Annotated in this window: 18 protein-coding genes and 1 pseudogene; 8 read left to right on the top strand and 11 right to left on the bottom strand. The window is 70.0% G+C overall.

Translation table 11 applies throughout. The annotated features are described in order from the left end of the window. Window positions 1-6: 6 nt before the first annotated feature. Window positions 7-2,010, bottom strand: coding sequence for a threonine--tRNA ligase (gene thrS, locus J3P44_RS15765; protein WP_372496586.1), 2,004 nt, complete (start codon window positions 2,008-2,010; stop codon window positions 7-9). Window positions 2,011-2,168: 158 nt separating this feature from the next. Here thrS and J3P44_RS15760 point away from each other — a divergent pair, with 158 nt between their 5' ends. Genes J3P44_RS15760 through J3P44_RS15745 form a run of 4 tightly spaced genes read left to right on the top strand, consistent with a single transcriptional unit; the run spans window position 2,169 to window position 6,164 of the window. Next, window positions 2,169-3,275 carry a glycosyltransferase gene (locus tag J3P44_RS15760; protein WP_255891383.1) on the top strand — a complete coding sequence of 369 codons (1,107 nt, stop codon included), beginning with the start codon at window positions 2,169-2,171 and terminating at the stop codon, window positions 3,273-3,275. Then, complete coding sequence (locus J3P44_RS15755; protein WP_255891382.1) at window positions 3,272-4,360, top strand: glycosyltransferase; 1,089 nt, start codon at window positions 3,272-3,274, stop codon at window positions 4,358-4,360. Before J3P44_RS15760 ends, J3P44_RS15755 begins: the two co-directional genes overlap by 4 nt. Beyond that, a complete protein-coding gene (locus J3P44_RS15750; RefSeq protein ID WP_255891381.1) occupies window positions 4,357-5,367 on the top strand; it encodes a glycosyltransferase in 1,011 nt (336 codons plus the stop codon). Before J3P44_RS15755 ends, J3P44_RS15750 begins: the two co-directional genes overlap by 4 nt. Further along, complete coding sequence (locus tag J3P44_RS15745) at window positions 5,364-6,164, top strand: glycosyltransferase family 2 protein (protein WP_255891380.1); 801 nt, start codon at window positions 5,364-5,366, stop codon at window positions 6,162-6,164. Before J3P44_RS15750 ends, J3P44_RS15745 begins: the two co-directional genes overlap by 4 nt. Before the next feature lie 15 nt (window positions 6,165-6,179). On the opposite strand, the gene J3P44_RS15740 is transcribed toward J3P44_RS15745, so the two are convergent. The 5 genes from J3P44_RS15740 to J3P44_RS15720 form a co-directional block, all read right to left on the bottom strand. Then, complete coding sequence (locus J3P44_RS15740; RefSeq protein ID WP_255891379.1) at window positions 6,180-8,492, bottom strand: catalase; 2,313 nt, start codon at window positions 8,490-8,492, stop codon at window positions 6,180-6,182. A gap of 77 nt (window positions 8,493-8,569) precedes the next feature. Beyond that, complete coding sequence (locus J3P44_RS15735; protein ID WP_255891378.1) at window positions 8,570-9,475, bottom strand: alpha/beta fold hydrolase; 906 nt, start codon at window positions 9,473-9,475, stop codon at window positions 8,570-8,572. Next, the gene (locus J3P44_RS15730) at window positions 9,472-10,542 is read right to left on the bottom strand and encodes a YihY/virulence factor BrkB family protein (RefSeq protein ID WP_255891377.1); all 1,071 of its coding nucleotides are present in this window, start codon (window positions 10,540-10,542) and stop codon (window positions 9,472-9,474) included. The genes J3P44_RS15735 and J3P44_RS15730 overlap by 4 nt, the downstream gene beginning before the upstream one ends. A gap of 97 nt (window positions 10,543-10,639) precedes the next feature. Next, a complete protein-coding gene (locus J3P44_RS15725; protein WP_255891376.1) occupies window positions 10,640-11,488 on the bottom strand; it encodes a mechanosensitive ion channel family protein in 849 nt (282 codons plus the stop codon). A gap of 141 nt (window positions 11,489-11,629) precedes the next feature. Next, the gene (locus J3P44_RS15720) at window positions 11,630-12,250 is read right to left on the bottom strand and encodes an HAD-IA family hydrolase (protein WP_255891375.1); all 621 of its coding nucleotides are present in this window, start codon (window positions 12,248-12,250) and stop codon (window positions 11,630-11,632) included. A 154-nt stretch (window positions 12,251-12,404) separates the two neighbouring features. Here J3P44_RS15720 and J3P44_RS15715 point away from each other — a divergent pair, with 154 nt between their 5' ends. After that, window positions 12,405-13,643 carry an FAD-binding protein gene (locus tag J3P44_RS15715; protein ID WP_255891374.1) on the top strand — a complete coding sequence of 413 codons (1,239 nt, stop codon included), beginning with the start codon at window positions 12,405-12,407 and terminating at the stop codon, window positions 13,641-13,643. Window positions 13,644-13,691: 48 nt separating this feature from the next. Here J3P44_RS15715 and J3P44_RS15710 read toward each other — a convergent pair whose 3' ends face one another. Genes J3P44_RS15710 through J3P44_RS15700 form a run of 3 tightly spaced genes read right to left on the bottom strand, consistent with a single transcriptional unit; the run spans window position 13,692 to window position 20,933 of the window. Further along, on the bottom strand, window positions 13,692-14,837 hold the full coding sequence (locus J3P44_RS15710; RefSeq protein ID WP_255891373.1) for a CDP-glycerol glycerophosphotransferase family protein: 1,146 nt from the start codon (window positions 14,835-14,837) through the stop codon (window positions 13,692-13,694). Between the two features lie 47 nt (window positions 14,838-14,884). Beyond that, window positions 14,885-16,381 (bottom strand): sensor histidine kinase, encoded by a 1,497-nt coding sequence (locus tag J3P44_RS15705; protein WP_255891372.1) that lies wholly within the window; start codon window positions 16,379-16,381, stop codon window positions 14,885-14,887. Between the two features lie 49 nt (window positions 16,382-16,430). Continuing rightward, window positions 16,431-20,933, bottom strand: a complete 4,503-nt coding sequence (locus J3P44_RS15700; RefSeq protein ID WP_255891371.1) for a beta-L-arabinofuranosidase domain-containing protein — start codon at window positions 20,931-20,933, stop codon at window positions 16,431-16,433. 221 nt (window positions 20,934-21,154) lie between these two features. Between J3P44_RS15700 and J3P44_RS15695 the strand changes: the two are divergent. Then, window positions 21,155-21,791: pseudogene (locus J3P44_RS15695) on the top strand (response regulator). Window positions 21,792-21,929: 138 nt separating this feature from the next. Here J3P44_RS15695 and J3P44_RS15690 read toward each other — a convergent pair. Both J3P44_RS15690 and J3P44_RS15685 read right to left on the bottom strand, forming a co-directional pair. Then, window positions 21,930-22,097 (bottom strand): hypothetical protein, encoded by a 168-nt coding sequence (locus tag J3P44_RS15690; RefSeq protein WP_504928409.1) that lies wholly within the window; start codon window positions 22,095-22,097, stop codon window positions 21,930-21,932. A gap of 130 nt (window positions 22,098-22,227) precedes the next feature. Next, on the bottom strand, window positions 22,228-22,398 hold the full coding sequence (locus tag J3P44_RS15685) for a hypothetical protein (protein ID WP_255891369.1): 171 nt from the start codon (window positions 22,396-22,398) through the stop codon (window positions 22,228-22,230). Between the two features lie 113 nt (window positions 22,399-22,511). Here J3P44_RS15685 and J3P44_RS15680 point away from each other — a divergent pair, with 113 nt between their 5' ends. Both J3P44_RS15680 and J3P44_RS15675 read left to right on the top strand, forming a co-directional pair. Continuing rightward, window positions 22,512-23,195 (top strand): DUF2238 domain-containing protein, encoded by a 684-nt coding sequence (locus tag J3P44_RS15680; protein ID WP_255891368.1) that lies wholly within the window; start codon window positions 22,512-22,514, stop codon window positions 23,193-23,195. 101 nt (window positions 23,196-23,296) lie between these two features. Then, window positions 23,297-24,565, top strand: coding sequence for a hemolysin family protein (locus J3P44_RS15675; protein WP_255891367.1), 1,269 nt, complete (start codon window positions 23,297-23,299; stop codon window positions 24,563-24,565). The last annotated feature ends 88 nt before the right edge of the window (window positions 24,566-24,653 follow it).

Raw genomic sequence — 24,653 nt, 5'->3', positions numbered from 1 at the left:
GCAGGCTCAGACCTGCTCGCGCGACGCCACCGCAGCCGCGACCCGCTCGATCGCCTCGGCGAGGGGTACGCCGTTGTCCTGGCGGCCGTCGCGGTAGCGGAACGAGACGGCACCGGCCTCCACGTCGTTGTCGCCGGCGATCATCATGAACGGGACCTTGGCCAGCTGCGCGTTGCGGATCTTCTTCTGCATCCGGTCGTCGGAGTCGTCCACCTCGACCCGCAGCCCCTGCGACTTCATCTGCCTGGCGATGTCGAAGAGGTAGTCGTTGTGGCGTTCGGCGATCGGGATCCCCTGCACCTGCACGGGAGCGAGCCAGGGCGGGAACGCGCCGGCGTAGTGCTCGACGAGGACGCCGATGAAACGCTCGATCGAGCCGAACTTGGCGGAGTGGATCATCACCGGCTGCTGGCGGGTGCCGTCGGCGGCGACGTACTCCAGGTTGAAGCGGTCGGTCGAGGGCTGGTTGAAGTCGTACTGGATGGTCGACATCTGCCACGTACGACCGATCGCGTCGCGCGCCTGCACCGACACCTTGGGCCCGTAGTAGGCGGCACCACCGGGGTCGGGCACGAGCTCCAGTCCGGACTCCTCGCAGACCTGGCGCAGCACCTCAGTGGCCATCGCCCAGTCCTCGTCGGAGCCGATGAACTTGTCCGGCTTGGAGTCGTCGCGGGTCGAGAGCTCGAGGTAGAAGTCGTTGAGTCCGAAGTCGCGGAACAGACCGAGGCAGAAGTCGAGGAGGTGCTTGATCTCGCTCGGCGCCTGCTCGGGCGTGACGTAGGAGTGGGAGTCGTCCTGGGCGAATCCGCGGACCCGGGTCAGGCCGTGCACGACTCCGGACTTCTCGTGGCGGTAGACCGAACCGAACTCGAAGAGCCGCAGCGGCAGCTCGCGGTAGGAGCGCTGCCGGGAGCGGTAGATGAGGTTGTGCATGGGGCAGTTCATCGCCTTCAGGCGATAGTCCATGCCGTCCACGTCGAGGGCCGGGAACATGCCCTCCCCGTAGTAGGGCAGGTGCCCGGAGGTGTAGAAGAGCCCCTCCTTGGCGATGTGGGGGGTGCCGACGTACTCGAACCCCTCCTCGATGTGCCGCTGACGGACGTAGTCCTCCATCTCGCGCTTGATCACGCCGCCCTTGGGGTGGAAGACCGGGAGCCCGGAGCCGATCTCGTCCGGGAACGAGTAGAGGTCGAGCTCGCGGCCGAGCTTGCGGTGGTCGCGCCGCTCGGCCTCCTCGATCCGGTGGAGGTGCTCCTCGAGTGCCTCCTTGGTCTCCCACGCGGTGCCGTAGATGCGCTGGAGCTGCTTGTTCTTCTCGTCGCCGCGCCAGTAGGCCGCGGCGCTCCGCATCAGCTTGAAGGCAGGGATGCGCTTGGTGGTCGGCAGGTGCGGACCACGGCAGAGGTCGGACCACTTGGCCTCGCCGCTGCGGCCGACGTTGTCGTAGATGGTGAGCTCACCGGCACCGACCTCCACCGCCGCGCCCTCGGTGTCGTCGGCACCCGCACCGCCCTTGAGCCCGATCAGCTCGAGCTTGTAGGGCTCGTCCTTGAGCTCGTCGAGGGCATCGGCATCGGTGGTGACGCGGCGCTCGAAGCGCTGGTTCTCCTTGATGATCTTCCGCATCGCGGACTCGATCTTCACCAGGTCCTCGGGCACGAACGGGGTCTCGACGTCGAAGTCGTAGTAGAAGCCGTTCTCGATGGGCGGTCCGATCCCGAGCTTGGCGTCGGGCCAGATCTGCTGCACGGCCTGGGCCATCACGTGCGCGGTCGAGTGGCGCAGGATGTCGCGGCCGTCGGGGCTGTCGATGGCCACCCCCTCGACCTCGTCGCCGTCACGGAGCTCGTAGGCCAGGTCCTTGAGGCTCTGCTCGCCCGGGGCACCGACCCGCGCGGCGACCACGTCGGCGTCGTCGCGGAAGAGCTCCCAGGCCTTGGTGCCCGTCGTGACCGTGGTCTCCGCACGCTGACCGGCGTGGATGCGGGCGACCTTGATGTCGGACACGTGGGCTCCTTCTGAAGCTCGGGTGGGCGCTGGGCGCGGGCGACGGATGTCCACGCGCGATCTCCCCGCGATGCTATCGGCCGGTCCAGGGCCCGCTCACCCCGGTTTCCCACCTGCTGTGCACGGATGCCCGTGGACGCTTCGGGGTACCCGGACGCATGACACTTGCGCAGTCCGGGAAGCAGCTGTCCGGCGCCCGGCCAGTGACGGTTGCGTCAGTGCCGTCGGGCCACGTCTACGTCCGTCACCTCGCGCCGCTGAACGGCAGAGGTGCGGTCCGACTCCCTGACCCTTCTCCCGAGGACCCCGACCGACCCGCCGGCGCGACCTGGTGGCCGCCGGTGATGCTCGACCCGGAGTGGGCGAGGCAGGCGGACCTGGACGTCTTCCACCTCCACTTCGGGTTCGACTCCTGTCCCCCGGAGCGCCTGGAGACGCTGACCCGGGTGCTGCGCGGGCGGGGCAAGCCGTTCGTGTTCACCGTGCACGACCTGCGCAACCCGCACCACCACGACCGTCGTCTGCACGACGAGCAGCTCGACGTGCTGGTCCCCGCCGCCGACGCCGTCATCACGCTCACCCCCGGGGCGGCACGCGAGATCCGGTCGCGCTGGGGGCACGAGGTTACGGTCATCCCCCACCCGCACGTCGTGGACCTGCCCACCATCACCCGAGCGCTGACCGTACGACCCCTCTGGCGGCACCGTCCGTTCCGGGTGGGCCTGCACCTCAAGAGCCTGCGCGCCAACATGGATCCGATGCGGATCCTGCCCACCCTCGTCGAGACGGTGGCAGGCCTCGACGACGCCGTGCTGCAGGTCAACTGCCACCGCGACATCCTCGACCCCGACGGCGCGCGCCGGGACGAGGAGCTGTCGGCCTGGCTGCGCCGGGAGGCGGCGGCCGAGCGGCTCGAGCTGCACGTCCACGACTACTACTCCGACGAAGACCTCTGGGCCTACCTGTCGTCGCTCGACCTGTCGGTCCTGCCCTACACCTTCGGCACTCACTCGGGGTGGCTCGAGGCGTGCCGTGACCTGCAGACCACGGTCCTGGCTCCCACCTGCGGCTTCTACGCCGAGCAGGGGCCGTGCCTCTCCTACACCAACGATGGCGACACCTTCGACGCCGACTCGTTGCGCGACGCGGTCGTGCGCGCCCACACCGAGCGCCCGCGCCTCGGAGCGACCATCGACGAGCGCACCGCCCAGCGGCGCGAGGTCGCCCGGATGCACGAGGAGCTCTACCGGGTGCTCGGTCGATGACCGCGTCGAGTGCGATCGATCCGCTGCGGATCTGCCTGGTCGCCAACAGCCGCTTCCCCATCGGTGAGCCGTTCACCGGCGGGCTCGAGTCGATGACCTGGCACCTGGCCCGTGAGCTCATCCGGCGCGGACATGAGGTGGCGGTCTTCGCCGCACCAGGATCCGATCCGACGCTGGGGGTCGTCGAGCTCGCGGTCGACGCCCTGCCGGACCATGCCGGGCGCCACGACCACGGCGCTCCGCCGTACGTCGAGCTGGCCGAGCACCACGCATACCTCGCCCTCATGCTGGAGCTCGCCGCGGCAGGGGATCGCTTCGACGTGCTGCACAACAACAGCCTCCACTACCTGCCCGTCGCGATGGCCAGGTCGCTGCCCATGCCGATGCTCACCACGCTGCACACCCCGCCGCTGTGGTGGCTGGAGTCCGCGGTGCGGCTGGACGGGGGGACCAGCACCTTCGCCGCCGTCTCCCGCTTCACGGCGGCGTCCTGGGCCTCGATTACGCCGAGCACGTGCGTGCTCAACGGCATCGACGTCACCGCCTGGCCGACGGGTCGCGGTGGCGGGCATGCGGTGTGGTCGGGCCGGCTGGTCGCGGAGAAGGCACCCCACGACGCCGTCGTCGCCGCCCGCCTCGCCGGCATCCCGATCGTGCTGGCGGGTCCGATCCTCGACCTCGACTACTTCCGCAGTGAGGTCGAGCCGCTGCTCGGCGGTGACGCGATGTACGCCGGCCACCTCGCGCAGTCCGAGCTGGCGGCCCTCGTCGGGAGCTCGAGCGTCGCGGCCGTGACACCCGCGTGGGACGAGCCCTACGGCCTGGTGGCCGCCGAGGCACTGTCGTGCGGGACCCCGGTGGCGGCCTACGCCCGCGGCGGGCTGCCCGAGGTGCTGACCGACGACACCGGCCGGCTGGCACCTGCCGGTGACGTCAGGCTGCTGGCGGGCGCGATGCGCGACGCCCTCGAGCTGGATCGCGGGCGGTGTCGCGAGCACGCGCTCGCCCACCTCTCCCTGGAGCGGATGGTCGACCGCTACGAACAGCTCTACTCCGAGGTGCGGCCCGGCCGGCTCGCGGCATGATCGGCTACTACGTCCACCACCACGGCACCGGCCACCTCCACCGGGCGATGACCGTGGCCCCGCAGCTGCCGGGTCCCGTGACCGGGCTGTCGTCGCTGCCCCGGCCTGAGGGCTGGACCGGTCCGTGGGTGCAGCTGCCCCGCGACGACGGTGCCTCGACGTACGCCGACGCCGACGTCACCGCCGAGGGCCTCCTGCACTGGGCGCCGCTGGACGACGCGGGGCTCCGCGGGCGAATGGCCGCGATCTCGGGGTGGATCGAGTGCCACACTCCGCAGGCCGTGGTCGTTGACCAGTCGATCGAGGTGTGCCTGCTCGCCCGGCTCCACGGCACCCCGGTGGTCGCCCTCACCGCACCCGGGCGGCGTACGGACTCCCCCCACCTCCTCGGCTTCGGCGCGGCCACCGCACTCGTCGGCGCGTGGCCGCAGGGGTGGACGCGCCGGCTCCTCCCGGGCCTGCCGACGGTGCCTGCCGACCGCTTCCACGCCGTGGGGGCCGTGTCGCGGTTCCCCGTCGCCCCGCGCCGCGCCCCCTCGCACCGCCATCGGCCACACGTCGTCCTCCTCGCGGGCACCGGGGGTGACGGCTTCACCGCCGATGTCGTCGCCCGCGCCCAGGAGCAGACACCCAGCTGGGACTGGAGCGTGCTCAGCCGATCGCTGGGGTCGTGGCACGCGGACCCGGTCGCGGTGCTCGCGGACGCGGACGTCGTGGTGCTGCACCCCGGGCAGAACTCGCTGGCCGAGGTCGCGTCGCTGCGCGTGCCGGCCGTCGTGGTGCCCGCGCAGCGCCCCTTCCACGAGCAGCACGTCACCGCGTCGGCGCTGGCCGACGGGTGGCCCGCCGTGGTCGTCGACTGGGTGCCGGACATCGGCTGGGACGACCTGCTCGATGCAGCGCTCTTCCTGGACGGCGAGGGATGGACCGACTGGTGCGACGGTGGCGCGCCCGGACGCATCGCCGCCGTGGTGGACCAGGTGATCGCCCGGGGAGGGGCCGCATGACCGCTGCCGTGGTCACCGTCGTCCACCGCCGGCACGACCACCTCGCCAGGCAGCGGGCGTCGCTCACGGCGGGTGCTGCCGAGGTGGACCACGTCGTCGTTGCCATCGACGACCCGGCCCTGTCCGCCACCGACTGGTGCAGCGCCTCCCTCCCGACCACGCCTCTGGGGCTCCCCCTGGCCGCAGCCCGCAACCGCGGTGCGCAGGTCGCCCTGGACCGGGGCGCCCGGACGCTGGTCTTCCTCGACGTCGACTGCCTCGCGGACGAGGCGCTGGTCGAGGCGTACGCCGACGTCGCGGCCGCGGAGCCCGACACCATCTGGTCCGGGCCGGTCACCTACCTCGACCCGCCGCCGGCCGACGGCTACGACCTGACCGCGCTCCGCGACCTCGACTCGCCGCACCCGGCGCGGCCCTCCCCGGCCGTCGGCGAGCGGCTGCGCGGCGCCGACCCCGACCTCTTCTGGTCCTTGTCGTTCGCCTGCTCCGCCGAGGCGTGGCGCCGCAGCGGCGGGTTCTGCGAGGACTACGTCGGCTACGGCGGCGAGGACACAGACTTCGCGAGGGTGGCCCTCAGCGTCGGCCTCGACCTGGGCTGGGTCGGCGCCGCACGCGCCTTCCACCAGTGGCACCCCATCTCCCGGCCGCCGGTCGAGCACGTCGCCGACATCGTGCGCAACGCCGAGGTCTTCCGCAGCCGTTGGGGCATCTCCCCGATGCTGGGATGGCTCGAGGCCTTCGAGGAGCGCGGACTGGTGCGCCGAGACGAGCTCGGGCGGTGGCTCGCCGTAGGGTGAGCCACCGCCCCTCACTCAGACCGTCGTCGCGAACCGCTCCCAGACCCGGTGCGCACCCAGCAGCGTCATGAGGTCGTCCACCACGTCGGCGGCGTCGTCACTGGTCGTCACGCCGGCACCGCTGATCGCGAGCTCGTCGAGGATCGATCTGCCCTCACCGAAGGCCGCGATCGACTTGCTGTGCCGGAAGCACTCCTCCACCAGCAGGCCCACGCGCGGGTCGCTGGCGACGGTGGACGCATCTCCGGCCTTGGCGTCACGGGCGGGCACTGCGTCCGGCGCCGGCGGGGCAGCGCCGGCAACGACGATCGCGTCGAACTCGACCGACCGCGCCGTGGCGAAGGTCCGTTGCGCCACGAGCCCGTTCCCCAGGTCGCCACCGTGGGGAGCGATCAGCAGCGGCAACAGGCCTGCCGCCAGCAGGGTCTCGCGCATCTCGGCCACGGCCTCGAGGTCGCCGGCCGGGTCCACGACCACGCCGACCATCCGGCCGTCGGTGGGCCAGATCTCCCCGACCTGCGAGAGCGCGGGGCTCGGCTCGGGCTCGTCGTACTCGATGGTCCGCTCAGGGGCGGGCAGGCCCAACCCCTGGGCGACACGCGAGCACAGCTCGTCGTCGATGTTGGCGAGCGCCACCAGCTGGCGTTCCTTGATCGCCTGCTCGTAGCACTTCCCGAGCTCGAACGAGTAGGCGCTGACGATGTGCTCCTGCTCGACGGGGGTCATGCTCGTCCAGAACAGGCGCACCTGGCTGAAGTGGTCGTCGTACGACGCGGGGTTCTCCCGCACCTTCGACGCGGCCGGCACCGTCACGGGCACGTCGGTGAACGCGCCGTCCGTGCTTCCGGCATGGAACGGGCAGCCGCCGTCGAGCGAGTTCGGCCGGTAGGGCGCCACCCCGGTGTGGTCGGCGTGCTGGTGGAACCCGTCGCGCAGCATGTCGTTCACGGGCGCGTGCGGCCGGTTGATCGGGATCTGGTTGAAGTTCGGCCCGCCGAGCCGACTCAGCTGCGTGTCGACGTAGGAGAACAACCGCGCCTGGAGCAGCGGGTCGTCGGTCACGTCGATGCCGGGCACGAGGTGGCCGACGTGGAAGGCCACCTGCTCGGTCTCCGCGAAGAAGTTCGTCGGGTTGGCGGTGAGGGTCAGCAGGCCGATCGGCTGCACGGGTGCGAGCTCCTCCGGCACGATCTTGGTCGGGTCGAGCAGGTCGATGCCCTCGAACACCTGCTCCGGCACGTCCGGGAACACCTGGACGCCGAGCTCCCACTGGGGGTGCGCGCCGGACTCGATCGCGTCGTAGAGGTCTCGGCGGTGGAAGTCGGGGTCGAGCCCGGCCAGCAACTGCGCCTCCTCCCACACCAAGGAGTGGACGCCGAGCCGCGGCTTCCAGTGGAACTTCACCAGCGACGTCTCGCCGGCGGCGTTGAGGCACCGGAAGGTGTGGACGCCGAAGCCCTCCATCGTGCGGTAGGACCTCGGTATCCCGCGGTCGGACATGTTCCACATCGTGTGGTGCTGGCCCTCGGTGTGCAGCGACACGAAGTCCCAGAAGGTGTCGTGGGCACTCTGCGCCTGCGGGATCTCCCGGTCGGGGTGCGGCTTGGCCGCGTGCACGACGTCGGGGAACTTGATGCCGTCCTGGATGAAGAAGACCGGGATGTTGTTGCCCACGAGGTCGAAGGTGCCCTGCTCGGTGTAGAACTTCGTCGCGAACCCTCGGGTGTCACGGACGGTGTCGGCGGAGCCCCGGGACCCGAGGACGGTGGAGAAGCGGACGAACACCGGCGTCTCCACGCCCTCGCCGAGGAACTCGGCCAGGCTCACCGCGTCGGCTGTCCCGTAGCCGACGAAGACGCCGTGCGCGCCGGCGCCACGTGCGTGAACCACGCGCTCGGGGATGCGCTCGTGGTCGAAGTGAGTGATCTTCTCGCGCAGGTGGTGGTCCTGCAGCAGGGTGGGACCGCGAGGACCCGCCTTGAGCGAGTGGTCGGTGTCGCGCAGCCGGAGCCCGGTCGAAGTGGTCAGGAACTCGCCGTGCTGGGCACGGACCAGCTCGTCGTCGCCGGCCGGTTCGCCGGTCGCGCTCACCACCTGAGGACCCGCCTGGTCGGGCTTCGGCGCGGGCGGCGTACGGGGCTCGGTGGGCTCCTCGAACGCCGGCGGCTCGCTGCCCGGAGCGCCGGGGACCGGCTTGTCCACGAGCGAGACAGCCTGGGCGACCGCCTCGACGACGTCGCCGGCCTTCTTGGCAGCCTTCTTGGCAGCCTTCTTGGGAGCCTTCTTGGGAGCCTTCTTGGCAGTGGCGACAGGCTTCTTGGGACTCATGGGCAGTTCCTCCGAGGTCGGTGAGCGAGCACGCCCCGTACCCATCACGTGCGGACTCGCATGCGCCTCGGGAACGGCTACCTCGCTGGCGCGCGGTCTCGAACGTGGCGAGCGACCTCATCCGCAACCACCTCGGGGTGCGTGAGGGCGACCCAGTGGCCGTAGGGAAGCCCTCGCCGCTCGAGCACGTCGGTCCAGGGATCACTGGCCGCCAGCGTCGCCGGGCGGACCGCCGGATCGCGAGTCAACGCGAGCTGCAGGACGGGGACGCGGGTCCGCTGCTCCTCGGTCCGATCCTGACGACCGACGAGGTTCGCGCGGTAGTAGCGCAGGCCACCCACCATGTCGCGGACCAGTGACTCCGCGTGGGCGTCCGGGACCGGCGCACGACCCTCGGACACCCGCAGCAAGGTCCGCCATCGCTCCCGGTCGACGAGCCTCTCGAGCACCGGAGGAGCGAGCGGGGAGACGAAGAAGGGCACGTAGGACGACGAGACGGCCTGGGTGAGGACGTCGACGAGCCCGCGGGGGCTCGGGTGGCTCAGGGTCCGGCGTACCCAGGACGCCACGTGCGCCAGGTTCGGCCCGCTCATCGACGTGAACGAGGCGATCCTGTCCTCGGCACCGGCGCGGCACACCGCCTCCCACGCCTGGATCGACCCCCAGTCGTGGGCCAGGACGTGCACCGGCGACGCGGGACTGACGGCGTCGAGCACGGCGAACAGGTCGTCGGCCAGCTCGTCGAGCGTGAAGGCAGCGTCGGGCGCGGCCGTCGCCGACTCCCCCTGCCCGCGGGTGTCGTAGGCGACGAGGCGGAACTCAGACTCGAGGCACTCCGCCACGCCACGCCACATCAGGTGGGTGTCCGGCCAGCCGTGGACCATCACCAGGGTCTGCCCGTCCCGGTTGCCACCCTCGAACACCGCGAGGTCGACCTGAGGTCGCGAGACGGTGGTCGTGCGGGAGAGGGGCGACCGGCTCATCGGGTGCGTCCCGCGTCGTGCGGGTCGGAGTCGCGCCCCCGTGTCTCGCGCAGTCGACGGCCCCGGAGCTGGTCGGCCCGCTCCTTCTCGGCCGCCTTGTCGCTCTTGCGGGTGTCACGCGCCGGCAGCTGGATCTCCTCCTCCGCGGCGATCCCGGCCTGCAGCTCGCGGGCCCGCTCGAGCTCGGCGTCGAGCTCGCCCCCGAAGAGCAGGGCGAGGTTGGTGATCCAGAGCCAGAGCAGGAACACCACGACCCCTGCCAGGGAGCCGTACGTCTTGTCGTAGCTGCCGAAGTTGGCGACGTAGAAGCCGAACGCCGCGGACGCCAGCATCCAGATGAGGATGGCCACTGCGGCCCCCACGCTGATCCACCTGAACCCGGGCTGCTTCACGTTGGGCGTCGCGTAGTAGAGCAGGCCCACCACGAACATGACGACCAGCAGCAGCACGGGCCACTTCGCGATGTTCCAGACGGTGACGACGCTCGACCCGAGTCCGAGGGCGTCTCCCACCGCCTGCGCGGCAGTCCCGGTGAGCACCAGACCGAGGGCGACGACGGCGGTGAGGACCACAGTCACGATGGTGACGAGCAGCATGATGGGCCGCAGCTTCCAGATCGGGCGGCCCTCCGCGACCTCGTAGACCCGGTTCATCCCGCGTCCGAAGGCGCCGACGTAGCCGGACGCCGACCACAGCGCCACGACGAGCCCCAGCACGAGGCCGAACCCGGCGCCCGAGGAGTTGCTGAGCTGGACGAGGGTCGGCTCGAGCGTGTCGGCCGCTCCCCCGGCGCCGGTGTCACGCAGGATCTGCAGCAGCGCATCGACGGCCTCGCGTCCCTGGCCCACGAGGCCCAGCAGCGACAGCATCGCGAGCGCGGCCGGGAAGAGGGCGAGAACGGCGTAGTAGGTCAGGGCCGCGGCCAGGTCGGTGCACTGGTCGGCGGAGAACTCCCGCCACGTCTTGCGGGCGATGTAGGTCCACGAGGGCTTCGTCAGGTCGCGGGGAGAGTCCGGCTCGCTGGGCGGCGCGGTCGCGGTCGTGCTCGTGGTCGATGCAGGGTCCATGCGGCCCGGTACCCAGACATCCCGGGTTCACCGCGACTCCACCGCACAGCACCGCCCGCGACACCTTGTCGGCTGTCGCGGGCGGGCTCGTGGTGGTTCAGCGGGCGGGAGGAGGCATCTGCTGGGTGGACTGCTGGTCCCACGTCGGCTGCCCAGTGTCCTGGGAGTCCCAGGTCGACTGCCCGGTGGCCGTCGTCGCGCCCGTGGTCGCCGTGCCGGTCGACGTCGTCGAGCCGTACTCGCTCTGGGCTCGCTCCTTGCCGAGCTGGGCGTCGCGCTTCGCCTGGTCGGCCGCCTGGGCGCCCTTGTCGCGGGCCTGGCGCAGCATGTCGGCGGCGAGCTCGCGCCCACCGAGGCCGAAGGCGAGGGCCAGCCCGAGCGCCAGCGCGAACATGATGGCGGTGAAGGCGATGCGCACGATCTCAGGAGCGATCTGGAGCTGCTCGAGGATCATGAAGAAGGCGATCGTCATGATGACCGCCGGGGCGACGGTGCCCACCACCTTGCCGGTGGGGGTGTCACCCATGAACTTCATCACGACACCGGCCACGGCCCCGGAGAGGAGCGCGGCGACGATGAAGATCAGGATCGCCACGATGACGTTGGGCAGGTAGGCCAGCACGTCGTTCATGAAGCTGGTCGCCGCCGGGATGCCGAGCGCACCGATGGCGACGGTGATGAAGAAGAAGAAGATCAGCCAGAAGACGATGCGGGCGATGCCCTTGGCCGGTGAGGCGCCGGGCAGGACTGCGTCGACGTACCGGCTCGCGGAGCTCTCGTGGAGCTGCCTGTCGATGTTCGCCTTCTGGAGGAGCGTGCGCACGAGGCCCGAGACGACCTTGGCGATGATGAAACCGACGAGCAGGATGAGCAGGAAGCCCAGCAGGTTGGGCAGGAAGTCGAAGATGCCGTCGGTCGTGTTCTGGAAGCTGTCACCGATGTCCACGGGGGATGTCCTTTTCTTGCGGAGGCCCCCGGAGCAGCCGGGGGGTTCCTTCCACTGTGCGTCCGGCTCGGGACGCAGAACACACCCACGCGGGCGGCATATTCAACGACGAAACGGGTAGTCCTCGGCCACCCTCCACCCCTAGGTGTGGAGGCCGGCCTGCGCGGCGATGATCTCCTCCATCTCGCGGATGGAGGTGGACGTGTCGACGTGGAGGACGGCGTGCCAGCCGAAGGCGCGCGCCGCGTCGACGTTGGCCTCGACGTCGTCGAGGAACAGCACCTCGGCTGGCTCGACCCCCAGTCGGCGGGTGGTGAGCTCGTACGCCGCCGGGTCGGGCTTGGCGAGGCCGACCTCGTGGCTGTAGACGATGTCGTCGGTGATCGCCTCGAAGCCGTGCACGCGTTCGGCCTCACGCGCGCCCGGGCCCGAGTTGGACAGGATGCCGGTGAGCCGGTCCGGACGTTGCGCGGCGAACCAGTCGGCCAGCCGCCGGTCGAGGGTGCCGACGTACCACCTCCAGAAGTCGGCCAGCAGCTCGTCGGCCTGCGCCTCGTCGAGCCCCAGGCTGCGCGTCCACTCGGCGCGCACCTCGGCCTCCGTCACCTGCCCGATCACCGCGTCACCCGGCAGCCCGGCCAGCCCGCCGGTGATGGCGCCCGCCGCGAGACCGAGTCGTTGCTCGGCCGGGCCGGGGAAGACGGCGTCGTCGATGACCTCGAGGACTCCGCCGATGTCGAACACCACGGCCCGGATCGTCATGTGCCCACCCTGCCCCATCGGGCGGCGCTCACACCTGGGTCGTCGTCAGGCGCCCGCCCACCCGACCGCCGCTCACCGCACGTGGACGAGCGCGTCCAGTGCGGTGATCGAAGATAGGTTGGCCGATCGGAGATCGGGGCGAGGGAGTCGGAGCATGGCGAGCAACTGGGCCGGGAATCACACCTACGAGGCGACGGCCGTCGTCCGACCGGCCTCGGTCGCCGAGCTCAGCGAGGTGGTCGCCAGCAACGAGAAGGTGCGCGCTCTGGGGACCCGGCACTCCTTCAGCGACCTTCCCGACACCACAGGGGTGCTCGTCGAGCTCGCGGGGCTCCCTGAGGTGATCGAGGTCGACCCCGGAAGTCTGACCGTGTCGGTGAGCGCCGGTGTGACCTACGCGCGTCTGGCGGACCAGCTGGCTCGCGGCGGGTGGGCCCTCGCCAACCTCGCCTCGCTGCCGCACCTCGGGATCGCGGGAGCGGTCGCCACCGGGACCCATGGCTCGGGCGACGGCAACCGGTGCCTGTCGGCATCGGTCACCGCGATGGACCTGGTGGGGCCGGACGGCGAGACGTGGAGCACTGCCCGCGGCGACGCGGACTTCGCCGGCAGCGTGGTCTCGCTCGGTGCGCTGGGTGTCGTCCATCGGCTGACTCTCCGGGTCGAGCCGGCGTACGAGGTCCTGGGCACCCAGTTCACCGGTCTCTCCTGGGACGCACTCGACGGGCACTTCGACGAGGTCATGTCGGCCGGCTACAGCGTCAGCATGTTCACCCGCTGGACCGATCAGGTGGACCAGGTGTGGGTGAAGTCCCGCGACGGACGACCACCGGTCGGAGGTCTCTACGACGCCGTCGAGTCGGGGACGACGCTCCACATGCTGCCCGATGGTGACGCGGGAGCGGTCACGGGGCAGCGCGAGCCCGGCCCGTGGCACGAGCGGCTCGCACACTTCCGGTGGGACGCGACCCCCAGTCACGGCGCGGAGATCCAGAGCGAGTACTTCGTGCCGAGGGCTCATGCGCCCCAGGCCGTCGCCGCACTCCGCCGCATCGGGCGCCAGCTGAGTGGTGTCCTGCTCACCAGTGAGGTGCGAACGGTGGCAGCCGACGACCTGTGGCTGAGCGGGGCCTACGACCAGGACGTCGCCGCGTTCCACTTCACGTGGGCCCGTCGTCCCGAGGCTGTGCACGCCGCCGTCGAGCTGGTCGAGGAGGCATTGATGCCTCTGCAGGCCCGGCCCCACTGGGGCAAGTACTTCTCACTCGGCTCCTGCGTCCTGGAGCGGGTGCACCCGAAGCTCACCTCGTTCGTCGACCTGGCGCGAGAAGTGGACCCGGGTGGCAAGTTCTGGAACGGCTTCCTGCAGCACCGGTTGGGCGACGTGAGATGACAGCGGCGTCACGCCGCGGACATGCCGGCTCGCGGGACCGGGGGTGAGTCACCCGGCGGTGGCCGCTCCCTCGGGTCGTCCCTCGCCTCGCAGCAGCTGCTCGCACAGCGCGACCAGCTCGGACACCGCGCCGAGGAACCGGGCCGTGCTGTCACCCACGTGGAGGTCGTCGAAGTAGTGGTGGCGCATCGCCATCCGGGCAAGGTGGTGCTCGTCGCGCTCGAGCCGGTCGCTCAGGAGTCGAGTCAGGTCCTCCACGTCGTCCTCGTGGACGATGTCGGCACACCGGCTGATGGGGATCTGCTCTCGCAGCTGCTCGACGTCGCCGTGGCGATCGGTGAGGAAGATCGGCTTGTCCGTGTGCAGGTAGAGCCAGTCGAGCCCGACCGAGGAGACATCCGTGACCATCGCGTCGCACCCCAGCATGACCGCGAGGATGTCGCCGCCCAGCACGGGGACGTGACCGGCTGAGGGGTCGCGCCGCGAGGACTCTGCCATCACCCGAAGGATGTCCAGGTGCGCTCGGGCCACGGCAGGAGTGCGGCTCGTCGTGATCTTGGGGTGCGGCTTGTAGACCAGGCGGACGTCAGGCACGGCCAGGATCGCGCGAACGATGGACTCGCCCATGATGTCGACCGACGTGTAGTCGTTGTAGTCGGCGTCGCCCTCCCACGTGGGGGCGTACAGGATCGTCCGTCGTGCGCTGGGTGCGACCGACGGAGTCCGGCGCAGGTCGAGCTGCGGCCGACCGACACGCACCAGTCGGCTCGCATCGAACTCCAGCAGGCCGGACACGTAGCGCTGGACGGCGGCCTCCCCCGCCACGAACACCCGGTCGTAGGCCTTGGCGTTGTTGCTCGCCATCGACTGCTTGTCGCTCTCCCCGTGGTTGACGTGGACGTGCAGCCGGCGGCCGTCGAGCAGGGACTCGAAGTTCTGCACCGAGTTGTTGCAGTAGAGCACCACCCGCGCGTCCAGCGCGGCGTAGAGCTCGGTGAGCTCGGGGAGGGTCGCGGCGGTGAACACGAGCAGGTGCGTCCGCGACTCGATCACCGGTGCCGAGGCGGGGTCACGCAGGACGACGCAGACCGGGTGGACGTCGTTCAGCAGCTCGAGGACCTCGAGCCACTGGACCAGCTGATAGGTCCTGCTGGGATCACCCGCGAAGTAGGCGATGACGGGAACCGTGTTCACGAACAGAGTCTAGTCGTGAGCGCGCAACGCTCGCCCCAGAACGACAGTCACGGCGAGGATGGTTGTGTGAACCCCTGAGGGAGCAGGATGGAGAACTGTGCACCGCGCGGGTGTGCTGGGCGGTGGGTGACGTCCCCGCCGTTGGCCCGGGCGAGCTCGCGCGTGATGAAGAGGCCGAGGCCCGCGCCCATCACCTTGCCAGCCGTGTCCGCCTCACGACTGAACCTCTCGAAGAGGTGGTCGCGGAAGGCTTCGGGCACTCCCGGGCCGTGGTCGACGACCGAGATCTCGACCACTCCCGCGCCGTCCGTGCGCGCGGTGACCCTGGATGCGCCGCCGGCGTACTTGACGGCGTTCGTCAACAGGTTCGCGAGCATCTGGTCGAGATGGCCGGGCTGGACCAGGACGCTCAGGTCCTCGGGGCATTCGACGGTCGGTCTCGCCTCCGGTCGCTGGGATGTGGCCGCCGCCGTGAGGTGTGGATGCAGCCGGGTGGGCTCGGGGTACGCGGTGAGGGCTCCGCGGTCGCTGCTGACCAGGCCCAACAGGTCGTGGAGCACGCGGCGTATCTGGTGGGCGTTCCTCGCCATCACGGCGAACGACTCGCTGACGAACGCGGTGTCGCCGGAGTCCGCCGCGTCCGGACCCATCTCGGCGTGGGCCAGGATGGCTGTCAGCGGGTTGCCGATCTCGTGGCCCAGGACGCCCATCAGGTCGATCTTGAACTGGTTGGCGAGCTCGAGGTCGTGGTTCCGGGCCGCCAGCTGCATGGCCGTCTCTGCTCGCTCGCGGAGAGGCTCGTGCAGCGCGGCGCGCTGGCCCAGCGCATAGATCGGGACGAAGAGGAGGACGAACCACGCCCCTCCCGTCCACACGGCCGCCAGGAGTCCGCCGATGAGCAGCACCCCGACCTCGGTGGCGTAGAACGACATGCCGCTGAGAGTCTGTCGCAGCCACGCTTCGTCCTCAGCCGACCCGAGTACCGCACTACCGGCGAAGAGCAGGCTCTCCACCGCAAGGAACGCGAGCGCGGCGACCAGCATCGCGAGGATGCCCTGCCGGCCGTCCCCCGCCATCCAGTTCGTCGTGTCTCCCAGGGTGGCGTGCCGTGTGGCAGCGGCGGCCAGGGCGGCCAGCACCAGGTAGGCGCCCGAGCCGAACCACTTCCACAGCGGCACCCGGATCCCTCGCCATCGGGCATGGGCATAGGTGAGCGGCACCACGACGAGCAGCCACGGCGTTGGCAGCAGCAACGCCGAGGCGAACGCCCAGGCTGAGAGTGCCTTGTGGGGCTGGTGCGTCCGGGCCAGGCCGCCTGCCAGGCGACGCCCGATCTCGACGTTGAGCACCGAGACGAGCACCAGCATCGTCGCGGTCCCCACATCCGCCCAGGACGGGTCGTGCGGGCCGATGCCGCGCAGCCCGAACGGAAGCACCACAGCCGCCACACCCACGGCGGCCAGATACACCCGGACCGCCGGCGGCGCCGTCCAGAACTCCGCCCACGGCCCGCGACCTGCAGCCGACTCCCCGAGACTCGTCATGCCGAAGCGTAACCACCTCCGCGGCCCGCGCCGGCTCAGACGCGTCCTGTCAGCGGACCCGAACCGTCGCTCTGTCGCGACTCGGCGCCAGCCAGCTCGTCCCCCGGTAGCGGACGACGAGCGTGTGTCGCCCGGCGCCCTCGAGACGGAGGGCGAATCTCGCCACCCCGTCCGTGAGGCGGGGACGGGCGACGAGCCGGCCGTCGTCGTAGACGCTCACCCGTCCGGAGGGCGACAGGCCGACCGCGGCGACCCGCACGACGACGCGGACCGCCCGTCCCGCCTCGACGAGGCGCCGTCCAGTGTCGACCACCGTCCGCGACGCGCCGCGTCGGACCGGCTCGGTGGTCGCGCTGTCGACGACTCCCGGCGCTCGGCCGGCGGCCGTCGCCGTCACCCGGACCGAGAGCCGCTTCCCCACGTCCGCCTTGCCCACCTGGTACGTCGTTCCGGTGGCGCCGTCGACCGGCACACCGTCGGCGAGCCACTGGAGGCGTAGGTCGGCGTGCGCGAGGTCCCACGTGCCGGTCGTGGTCTGCAGACGCCGCCCGGCCATGGCCTGTCCCGTGATGACGGGGGCAGTGGTGGCGACCGGCGCGTTGGCCGGCGTGGGCGTGACGGCGGTGGGGGTCGGGGTCGTCGGGGTCGGCGTGGTCGTCGGGGTCGGCGTGGGGGTCACCGGGGTGGCGTCGTCGCCCTCGATGACATCCACCGTGTAGGTCTTCGCCGTGGTGTGGTCCTCCGCGATCGACTGGATCACCACCGTGGTGGACCCGTCGCCGTCGAGGTCCACCGACCGCGGCAGCGTGTCGTCGACCAGGATCCCGTCGACCTTCACCAGACCGCTGGGGAGGTGTGGGGCGAGCTCGAGGTCGACCTCGGTGGTCCCGCGAGGGACGGTCAGGGTGTAGTCGGCCACGTCAGGATCGAATGCCGGAGCAAGCTCGCCGCCCTCGGAGCCGAGCCCCGAGAGCCGGGCGTCGTCGTCGTACTCGGGCGGGCCGGTCGTCGCGACGCCGAAGACCCCTCCGGCCCAGCCGCCGGTCGACTGGAAACGGACCGTCACGACCGGGATCGGGTCGCCCTTCTCGTCCAGGACCGGGTCACCGACACTGTCGACCTTCCAGCGCGGGGCGTCGAGGAGGGTGCGCGGGATCTCGTCGAGCTGGAAGTAGAAGACGTTGGTGCCGGCGGCGGTGGTGATCGTCTGTGTCTTCAGCTTCACGTCGTTCAGGTAGACGTCGAAGGTCCGCCCCTGGTCGCCGGAGTAGTAGCGCGTCCGCAGGTAGTTCGTCGGCTGCGCTGGATCGATCTCGAGGTCGTAGCTGAACCAGCCGTCGGGTCCCGGCGCGTGCCGGAACTGTCGGCCGTTGAACGCTCCGACCGACGACGAGGCGGACGCCTCGAGGTTCTTCGCGTTCTCGAAGTTGTTGTTGTCGAAGCTGTCGAGGCTGTCGATGACGATCCGGTCCTCGCGCATCCGCTCCTTGGCGTCGAGGATGCGCTGCTGGGCTGCCTCGGAGTCCTCGGTCTCGTAGCGGAAGTAGAGGCCGTAGCGCTCGCCGTGGCGCCGGTAGTGCGGGGAGAACACCAGCCCGTCACCGTCCACCGTGTTGCGCAGCTCGAACCGCACCTGTCCGTCCTCGGAGTCCTCCACCCGCACCAGGTTCTCGGCGATGGCGGCCTTCCACTCCGCGACCGAGTCGGCCTTCACCACGATGGTCTGCTGGGCATCCGGGTCCAGCGCAGGCACCCGGACCAGGATCCCGACCTGGTTGTACTTCTCGAGGTCCTTGGTCCCCAGCCCGGCGCTGAGCACGGTCGGGCCGTACTTGAAGGCGAAGAAGTCGGGATTGTCGGGGGTGGCGATCACCTGGACCTGCATGGGGAGCCGGTACGCGACCTCGTCCCCCGCGCTCAGTCCGGTCAGGACGACGTACCCGTTGTCGATCACGGGCTCGACGTCGGCACCGTTCACCGCGAGTCCGGGACCGCCGTCGACCCAGTCCGGAACCCGCAGCCGCAGCTCGGCGTCCGCCGCGACCTGGCCGCCGTCGGCGGCGTCGATCCGGAAGGTCACGGTGTCACTGGTGGGGAGGTCGGCCACCTGGGTGACGGCGAGGTTCGTCTCGTCGTCCTCGAACCGCGAGCTGAAGAACATGTTGACCCAGATGCTGTCGGCGCCGGTGAAGTAGATCGAGTCACCGAGCTTGGAGAAGTTCTCCATGCCGGTGCCGGTGCAGCACCAGAACAGGGTGAACGGCAGCGAGTAGAGCTTGTAGTAGCCCGGTGCCATCGCCTGGAAGTACGTCGTCATGCCGGTCTCGGGGTTCTGCGAGGACACGACGTGGTTGAGGAAGGTGTTCTCGTAGTAGTCCGCGTACTTCACGTCCTGGGTGAGCTTGAACAGCTCCCGCGACAGCTTGAGCATGTTGTACTCGTTGCAGGTCTCGCTGGTCTCCGCGTTCCCCGTCGAGCCCTTCTGGGTCGCGAACTCGTAGAGCGACTCGGGGTCGTGGAAGTGCTCGGCCTGGCTGTTGGAGCCCGTGGCGTAGGTGTGGTCGTCGACCACGATCTGCCAGAAGTTCTGCGCAGCCTGGAGGTACATCGGCAGGTCTGCCTTCTCCTGCTCGCTCAGCTGCGCGTAGAGGTCCGGGTTCTCGGTGAAGACCGTGTAGCGCTTGAGCGCTCCGATCAGCTTCGGGATCGTGGTGTTGGCGTGCTTGCCGGACAGCACGTCCTGCCCGTTGGCGAGCTGACGGAACAGCGTGACCTCGTCGAACGCCTCGGCAGCCACCTTGTAGTGCGGGTTGCCGCCGCTGCGGACGTAGAGCTCGTAGAGCGCGTCGTTCATGCCGCCGTACTCGGTGCGGAGCATGACGGAGGTGTCGCTCAGGGTCGAGACCCTGCCGTGGAGGTACTCCCCGAAGCCCTCGGCGATCTCCAGCGCCTGGTCACCGGTGGCGCCACCGACGTACTTGTCGATGTCGAGCAGCCCGGCCAGGACCTTGTGGAGGTTGTAGTAGGGCACGATCACCGCGTCATCGGACGTGCCGCGGCCCTCGACGGCGTCGAGCGCCGTGTCGCGGAACGGGCCGACGTAGCCCGCGCGGCTGGTGCCGTCGTACGTCGCCTGCACCTCGGCGAGGCCGGCGACTGCCTCCTCGATCTCTGCTCGGAGGTCGGCCCGGACGGCGTCGTCGGTGGTGCTCACGTAGGACATCGCGAGTGCAGACATGTAGTGACCGAAGGCGTGACCGCGGAAGTTGCCGCTCTTGCTGCCGTCCTCCCAGCCGCCGTAGCCCGAGTCCGTCGGCGGGGTGAGGCCCGCGGTCTTGTAGAACCAGAAGAGGAACTTCGCGGAGTCGAGGCTGGTGAGGTACTCCTGCTCCTTGGCGGCGGCGTTGTCGAGGTACTCGTCGTCGACGCGGACGCCCAGGCCGCTGTCGTCCAGCACCTCTCGCGGCGCCGGGACGGTGACCACGAACTCGCGGGTGACCGGGTCGCCGTCGGCGAAGCGGACCGTCGCGGTGAGGGTGACCGTGGCGTCGTCCTCGCCGCTCGCGGGGGGCGTCACCGCGCCTTGGGCGCTGATCACGTCGGGATTGCTGGACTCCCAGCTGATCTCCGCGCCGTTGGCGGCTTCGGTCGGCAGCGCCAGCCCGACCATCGCGGTGTCGGGCACGTTGATGTCGCTCGCCGCCGCCTCGGCCAGCGCAGTCTTGTCGAGGGTGCCGCCACCCTGCTCGTAGAGCGACACGACGTCGCTGGTCGTCGCGACGCCCTGGAAGAGCCCGTACTGGTCGAGCGCGCTGGTGAGGAAGGCGCCGTTGTACTGGGGGCCGTTGAAGCCGATCGTCTTCGGCAGGGACTGCGATCCCGTGATCACGCCGGTGGATGCGCCGCCGACGGGCTGCGCGACCGACGACGGCACGCGAACACCGTTGCGGTAGAAGCTCGCCACCTTCGTCGTGCTGTCGTAGGAGACAGCGACGTGGGTCCACTGACCGGCCGGGAAGAAGGCCGCCCGGTCGGCGGACGTCACGCGGATCTTGTAGGGCTGCGCTCCGCCCGGTCCGACGGAGATGGCCAGAGGGGACGCGTTGCCCTCCGAGGAGAGGTACCACCCGTCCGAGTTGTAGGCCTGCTTGCTCCAGGTGATCACCTGCTCCCCGGACATCGGGGTCGCCGGCTTGATCCAGAAGGACACGGTCAGCGCGGAAGGCTGGAGGTCGACGCTGGTGCCGAGGTCGAGGTAGGTGCCGGTCGTCAGCTGGAGCGCCCGGGTGCCCTCCTTGACGCCTGGCACGAAGGCGTACGAGGGCTGGGCTCCCCCCACGGCGCGAGCCTGCACCGAATGCGCCGCCGGGCCGGCGTCGACGAGGTCGTCCTCGAACCCGAGGATCAGGGCCGGGTCGTCGAGGACGGTCGCCGCGGTTGCCGGAAGCGAGGGGAGCGCGAAGACGGCGACCAGGACGATCAGCGACACGAGGACGCCCATCGCGCGGCGACCGAGGCTGAGGGAGGTCGGGCTGAGGACGGTCGGGGTCATGAGGGCTCCAGCCAGGCGAAGTGAGGGGGGTCACACTCTCTGTTAGCGCTAACATTCCTGTCAATGGCGAAAGACCTGCGCCGAGACGGGGTGACGGCACCGGCCGCCTTGCGCGGGGCAGGCACCGCACCGACGTCAACGAGAACCGCCCTGCCTGCTGTCTTCGCAAAGCACATTCACCGCCGACCTCGTCGACGACTGGTACTACAGGCTGGGAGACCCTGGCCATCACCCTGAGCGCCAGCGGCTACGACATCGACGCCGCGTCAGACGGCGAAGAAGCACTCCTGCGGGCCGACGCGAGGGAACCAGACATCGTCGTGCTCGACCTCGGGCTGCCCGACCTCGACGGTGTCCAGGTGATCGCTCAGCTACGCGCCACCAGCCACGCGCCGATCCTCGTCCTCTCCGGACGCACAGACAGCACCGACAAGGTCGACGCCCTCGACGCCGGCGCCGACGACTACGTCACCAAGCCCTTCGGAATGGATGAGCTCCTGGCTCGGCTGCGCGCCATGTCCCGCCGAACCGCGCCCGAAGAGATCGACCCCGTCTGCTTCGGAGGCGCCGAAATCGACCTCGTTGCCAAACGCATCACCCTCACCCGCGCAGGCAAGAAACACGAGGAGCACTTTGACGCCCACCGAGTGGCGTCTCCTGGAGGCCTTCCTGGAATCCCCCGGGCGCCTCCTCAGCCAAGCAGCTCTCCTCAGCGCGGTCTGGGGTCCCGGCTATGAGACCGCCCACGGCAACCTGCGGCTCTACGTGGCACAACTTCGTCGCAAGCTGGAAGTCGATCCGTCGAGACCGCGCCACTTCGTCACCGAGCCGGGGTTGGGCTACCGATTCCAGATGTGAGTGCCCTTCCGGACTGCACGCGTCGTATCCGGGTGTCCTGTGCCCCGAGACACCCGAGCACCGAGAGCTCGAACTCCGGGCCACGGACGACCGGTAGGGGTCGAAGGCCCGTCCCGCGTGTGCCCGGACGACCGGTCGTCACCGGTGCGCTTGGCGCCACTCGCGCCACCGGCGGTCGAGCTCCATGGCGTCTTCCTGGATGAAGCGGAAGTAGGCGCGGGTCTCCTCGACCCGCTCTCGGCCGGCGGAGCCTTCGGGCAGCAGGTCGACCGCTTCCTGCACGGACTCGATGATGACGTCCAGGATCGACCGTCGGGCTGCCTGGATGGTTGCGGTTCAAACGCACGTAGTAGCCGGTCTATCAGGGGTTCCACGAAGCCGCCCAGCCACCTTTGCTCCACACGCCTGCGCGAGCCAAGCCTGCTGACTCAGTCCGTCAGTCGCCGAGTCGAAGCACGCCGAACGCGACCAGCGCAATACCACCCACTCCGAACACGTCAGCCGCCACCCGCACCATCAGCGCACCTGGTAACGACGCGGACGAGACAAGCAGGCACACCACGCCTAAGCACCACAGCTCGAACCCCTGTCGTACGACCCACGGCATGCCCCGACCGTAACTCGCCAGGCCCCATCCCGCAGCGCTCGGCAGCAACTCCCTATAGCGCGGGGCCGGACGCAGCGACCCCCGGGGGGAGCCGGGATGGGAGACTTCGGCCCATGCTTCCGCACCGCGTGGAGGCCGTGAGCGGGGTGTACGTGAGTGAAGTAGCCATCGAGACGACCGTCACGCCGACGCTCGCGAAGACCGCCAACGTGTTCGCGAAGGGTGCTCTCCTGCTGCTGCTCTTCCTGGCCGTGGCGTACCCCGACCAGAGCCACCTGCGTGACAAGGCCGCCGGCCTGCGCGCCGTGGGCTACCCGCTCGCCTCGTTCACCGTGCCACTGCTGTGGTGGACGTTGTGGCGCGACCGCATCTCGTTCCCGTGGTTGCCGGACCTGCTCATCACCATCACCTGCTTCACCGACATCCTCGGCAACCGCCTCGATTTCTATGACACGGTCGTGTGGTTCGACGACTGGATGCACTTCATGAACAACGGCCTCCTCGCCGCAGCCGTCATCCTCCTCACCCTTCCCGGAAGCAGCACGCTGGGCCGGACCCTGGAACGCGCGCTCGCCTTCGGCGCCACGGCAGCCATCGCGTGGGAGATCGGCGAGTACTTCGCCTTCATCAGCCGCTCCACCGAACGCACCTTCGCCTACGCCGACACTCTCGGCGACTTGGCGCTCGGCACCACTGGAGCCGTCGTCGCCGGCCTCGTCGTACACCGCCTGTGGCGCCGCGGCCACCTGAACGAGGCTGGACCACTGGCTGTGTCGACCACACAGGTCTCGCCCTAGACCCGTGGGTCATGCGGGCTCCCTCGTACGATGACGCGCATGGACGACCCCCGAAGTAGCGACCGTTCACCCGCGCCGACGAACGGGGGTGAACGGTCCTGATGGACAGCCAGACCTTCGTCAACCTCGCTCTGGTTGTCCTGTTCGTCCTGATTGGCGGTGTCTTCGCAGCCACCGAGATGGCCCTGGTGTCGCTGCGCGAGAGCCAGATCACCGCCATGGCGCGCGACGGCGGCCGTGGCGCCAGGGTGGCGGCGGTGGCGCGCAACCCCAACCGCTTCCTCGCGGCAGTCCAGATCGGCGTCACCGTGGCCGGGTTCCTCTCCGCCGCGTACGGCGGCTCGACACTCGCACCGGACCTCGCCCCCTACCTGGTCAGGGCCGGCATGGGTGAGGACGCCGCCGAGAACACGGCGCTGGTGCTCCTCACCCTTCTCATCGCCTACCTGTCGCTGGTCCTCGGGGAGCTGGTCCCCAAGCGCTTGGCGCTGCAGAAGTCCGCCGGAATCTCACTGGCCGTGGCACCCGTCCTCGACCGGTTCGCCACCTTGATGCGTCCGGTCATCTGGCTCCTGTCCCTCTCCACGAATGCCCTGGTGCGCCTGCTCGGTGGTGACCCGCACGCCACGAACGAGCAGCTGTCGGAAGAGGAGCTGCGCGATCTGGTCTCGACCCACCAGGACCTCACCGAGGACGAGAGGCAGATCCTCAGCGACGTCTTCGCCGCCACCGAGATGAAGATCGTCGAGGTCATGCGCCCCCGCGGTGACGTGGCCTTCATCGACGGCACGACGCCCGTCGCGGAAGCCGCCCGCGAGGTGCAGACGCTGCCGTACTCGCGCTACCCGGTCACCGGCGAAAACTTCGACGACATCATCGGGTTCCTCCACGTCCGCGACCTGCTCGGCATCGAGGCCGACGACGCGCGCCACGTCTCCGACCTGACTCGTCCCATCCTGACCCTCCCGGCGAGCAAGCTCGTCCTGCCCACGGTAGCCACCATGCGCCAAGAGGGTGTGCACCTGGCTGTGGTCGTCGACGAGTACGGAGGCACCGACGGCATCGTCACGCTCGAGGACCTCGTCGAGGAGCTCGTCGGGGAGATCCGCGACGAGTACGACGTGGCCGAACCCGACGCCTCGGCAGACGTCACCGACATCGACGCCGGCGTCAGCCTCGAGGACTTCGCCAAGACCACTGGCATCACCCTTCGCGAGGGCCCCTACGAGACCGTGGCCGGCTACGTCATCGCGGCGCTCGGCCACATCCCGGTGCCCGGCGAGCGCGTCGCTGTCGACGGCGGCATCCTCGAAGTCGCCCAGATCATCGGCAGCAGGGTCACCCGGCTGACGCTGCACCGCGACGCGTAGTCCCGACGGCGCGCCCCTGGGCCCAGCTCGCGTCCGCGGTCCTTGTCGCGCCCCCGCTAACAGCGGCCGCCCCCGGAGCGGGAGCGCG

The organism is Nocardioides astragali (assembly GCF_024436375.1).
Lineage (GTDB): Bacteria > Actinomycetota > Actinomycetes > Propionibacteriales > Nocardioidaceae > Nocardioides > Nocardioides astragali.
The sequence above is the reverse complement of the archived record's forward strand: the minus strand, read 5'-3'. Positions and strand labels throughout refer to the sequence as shown.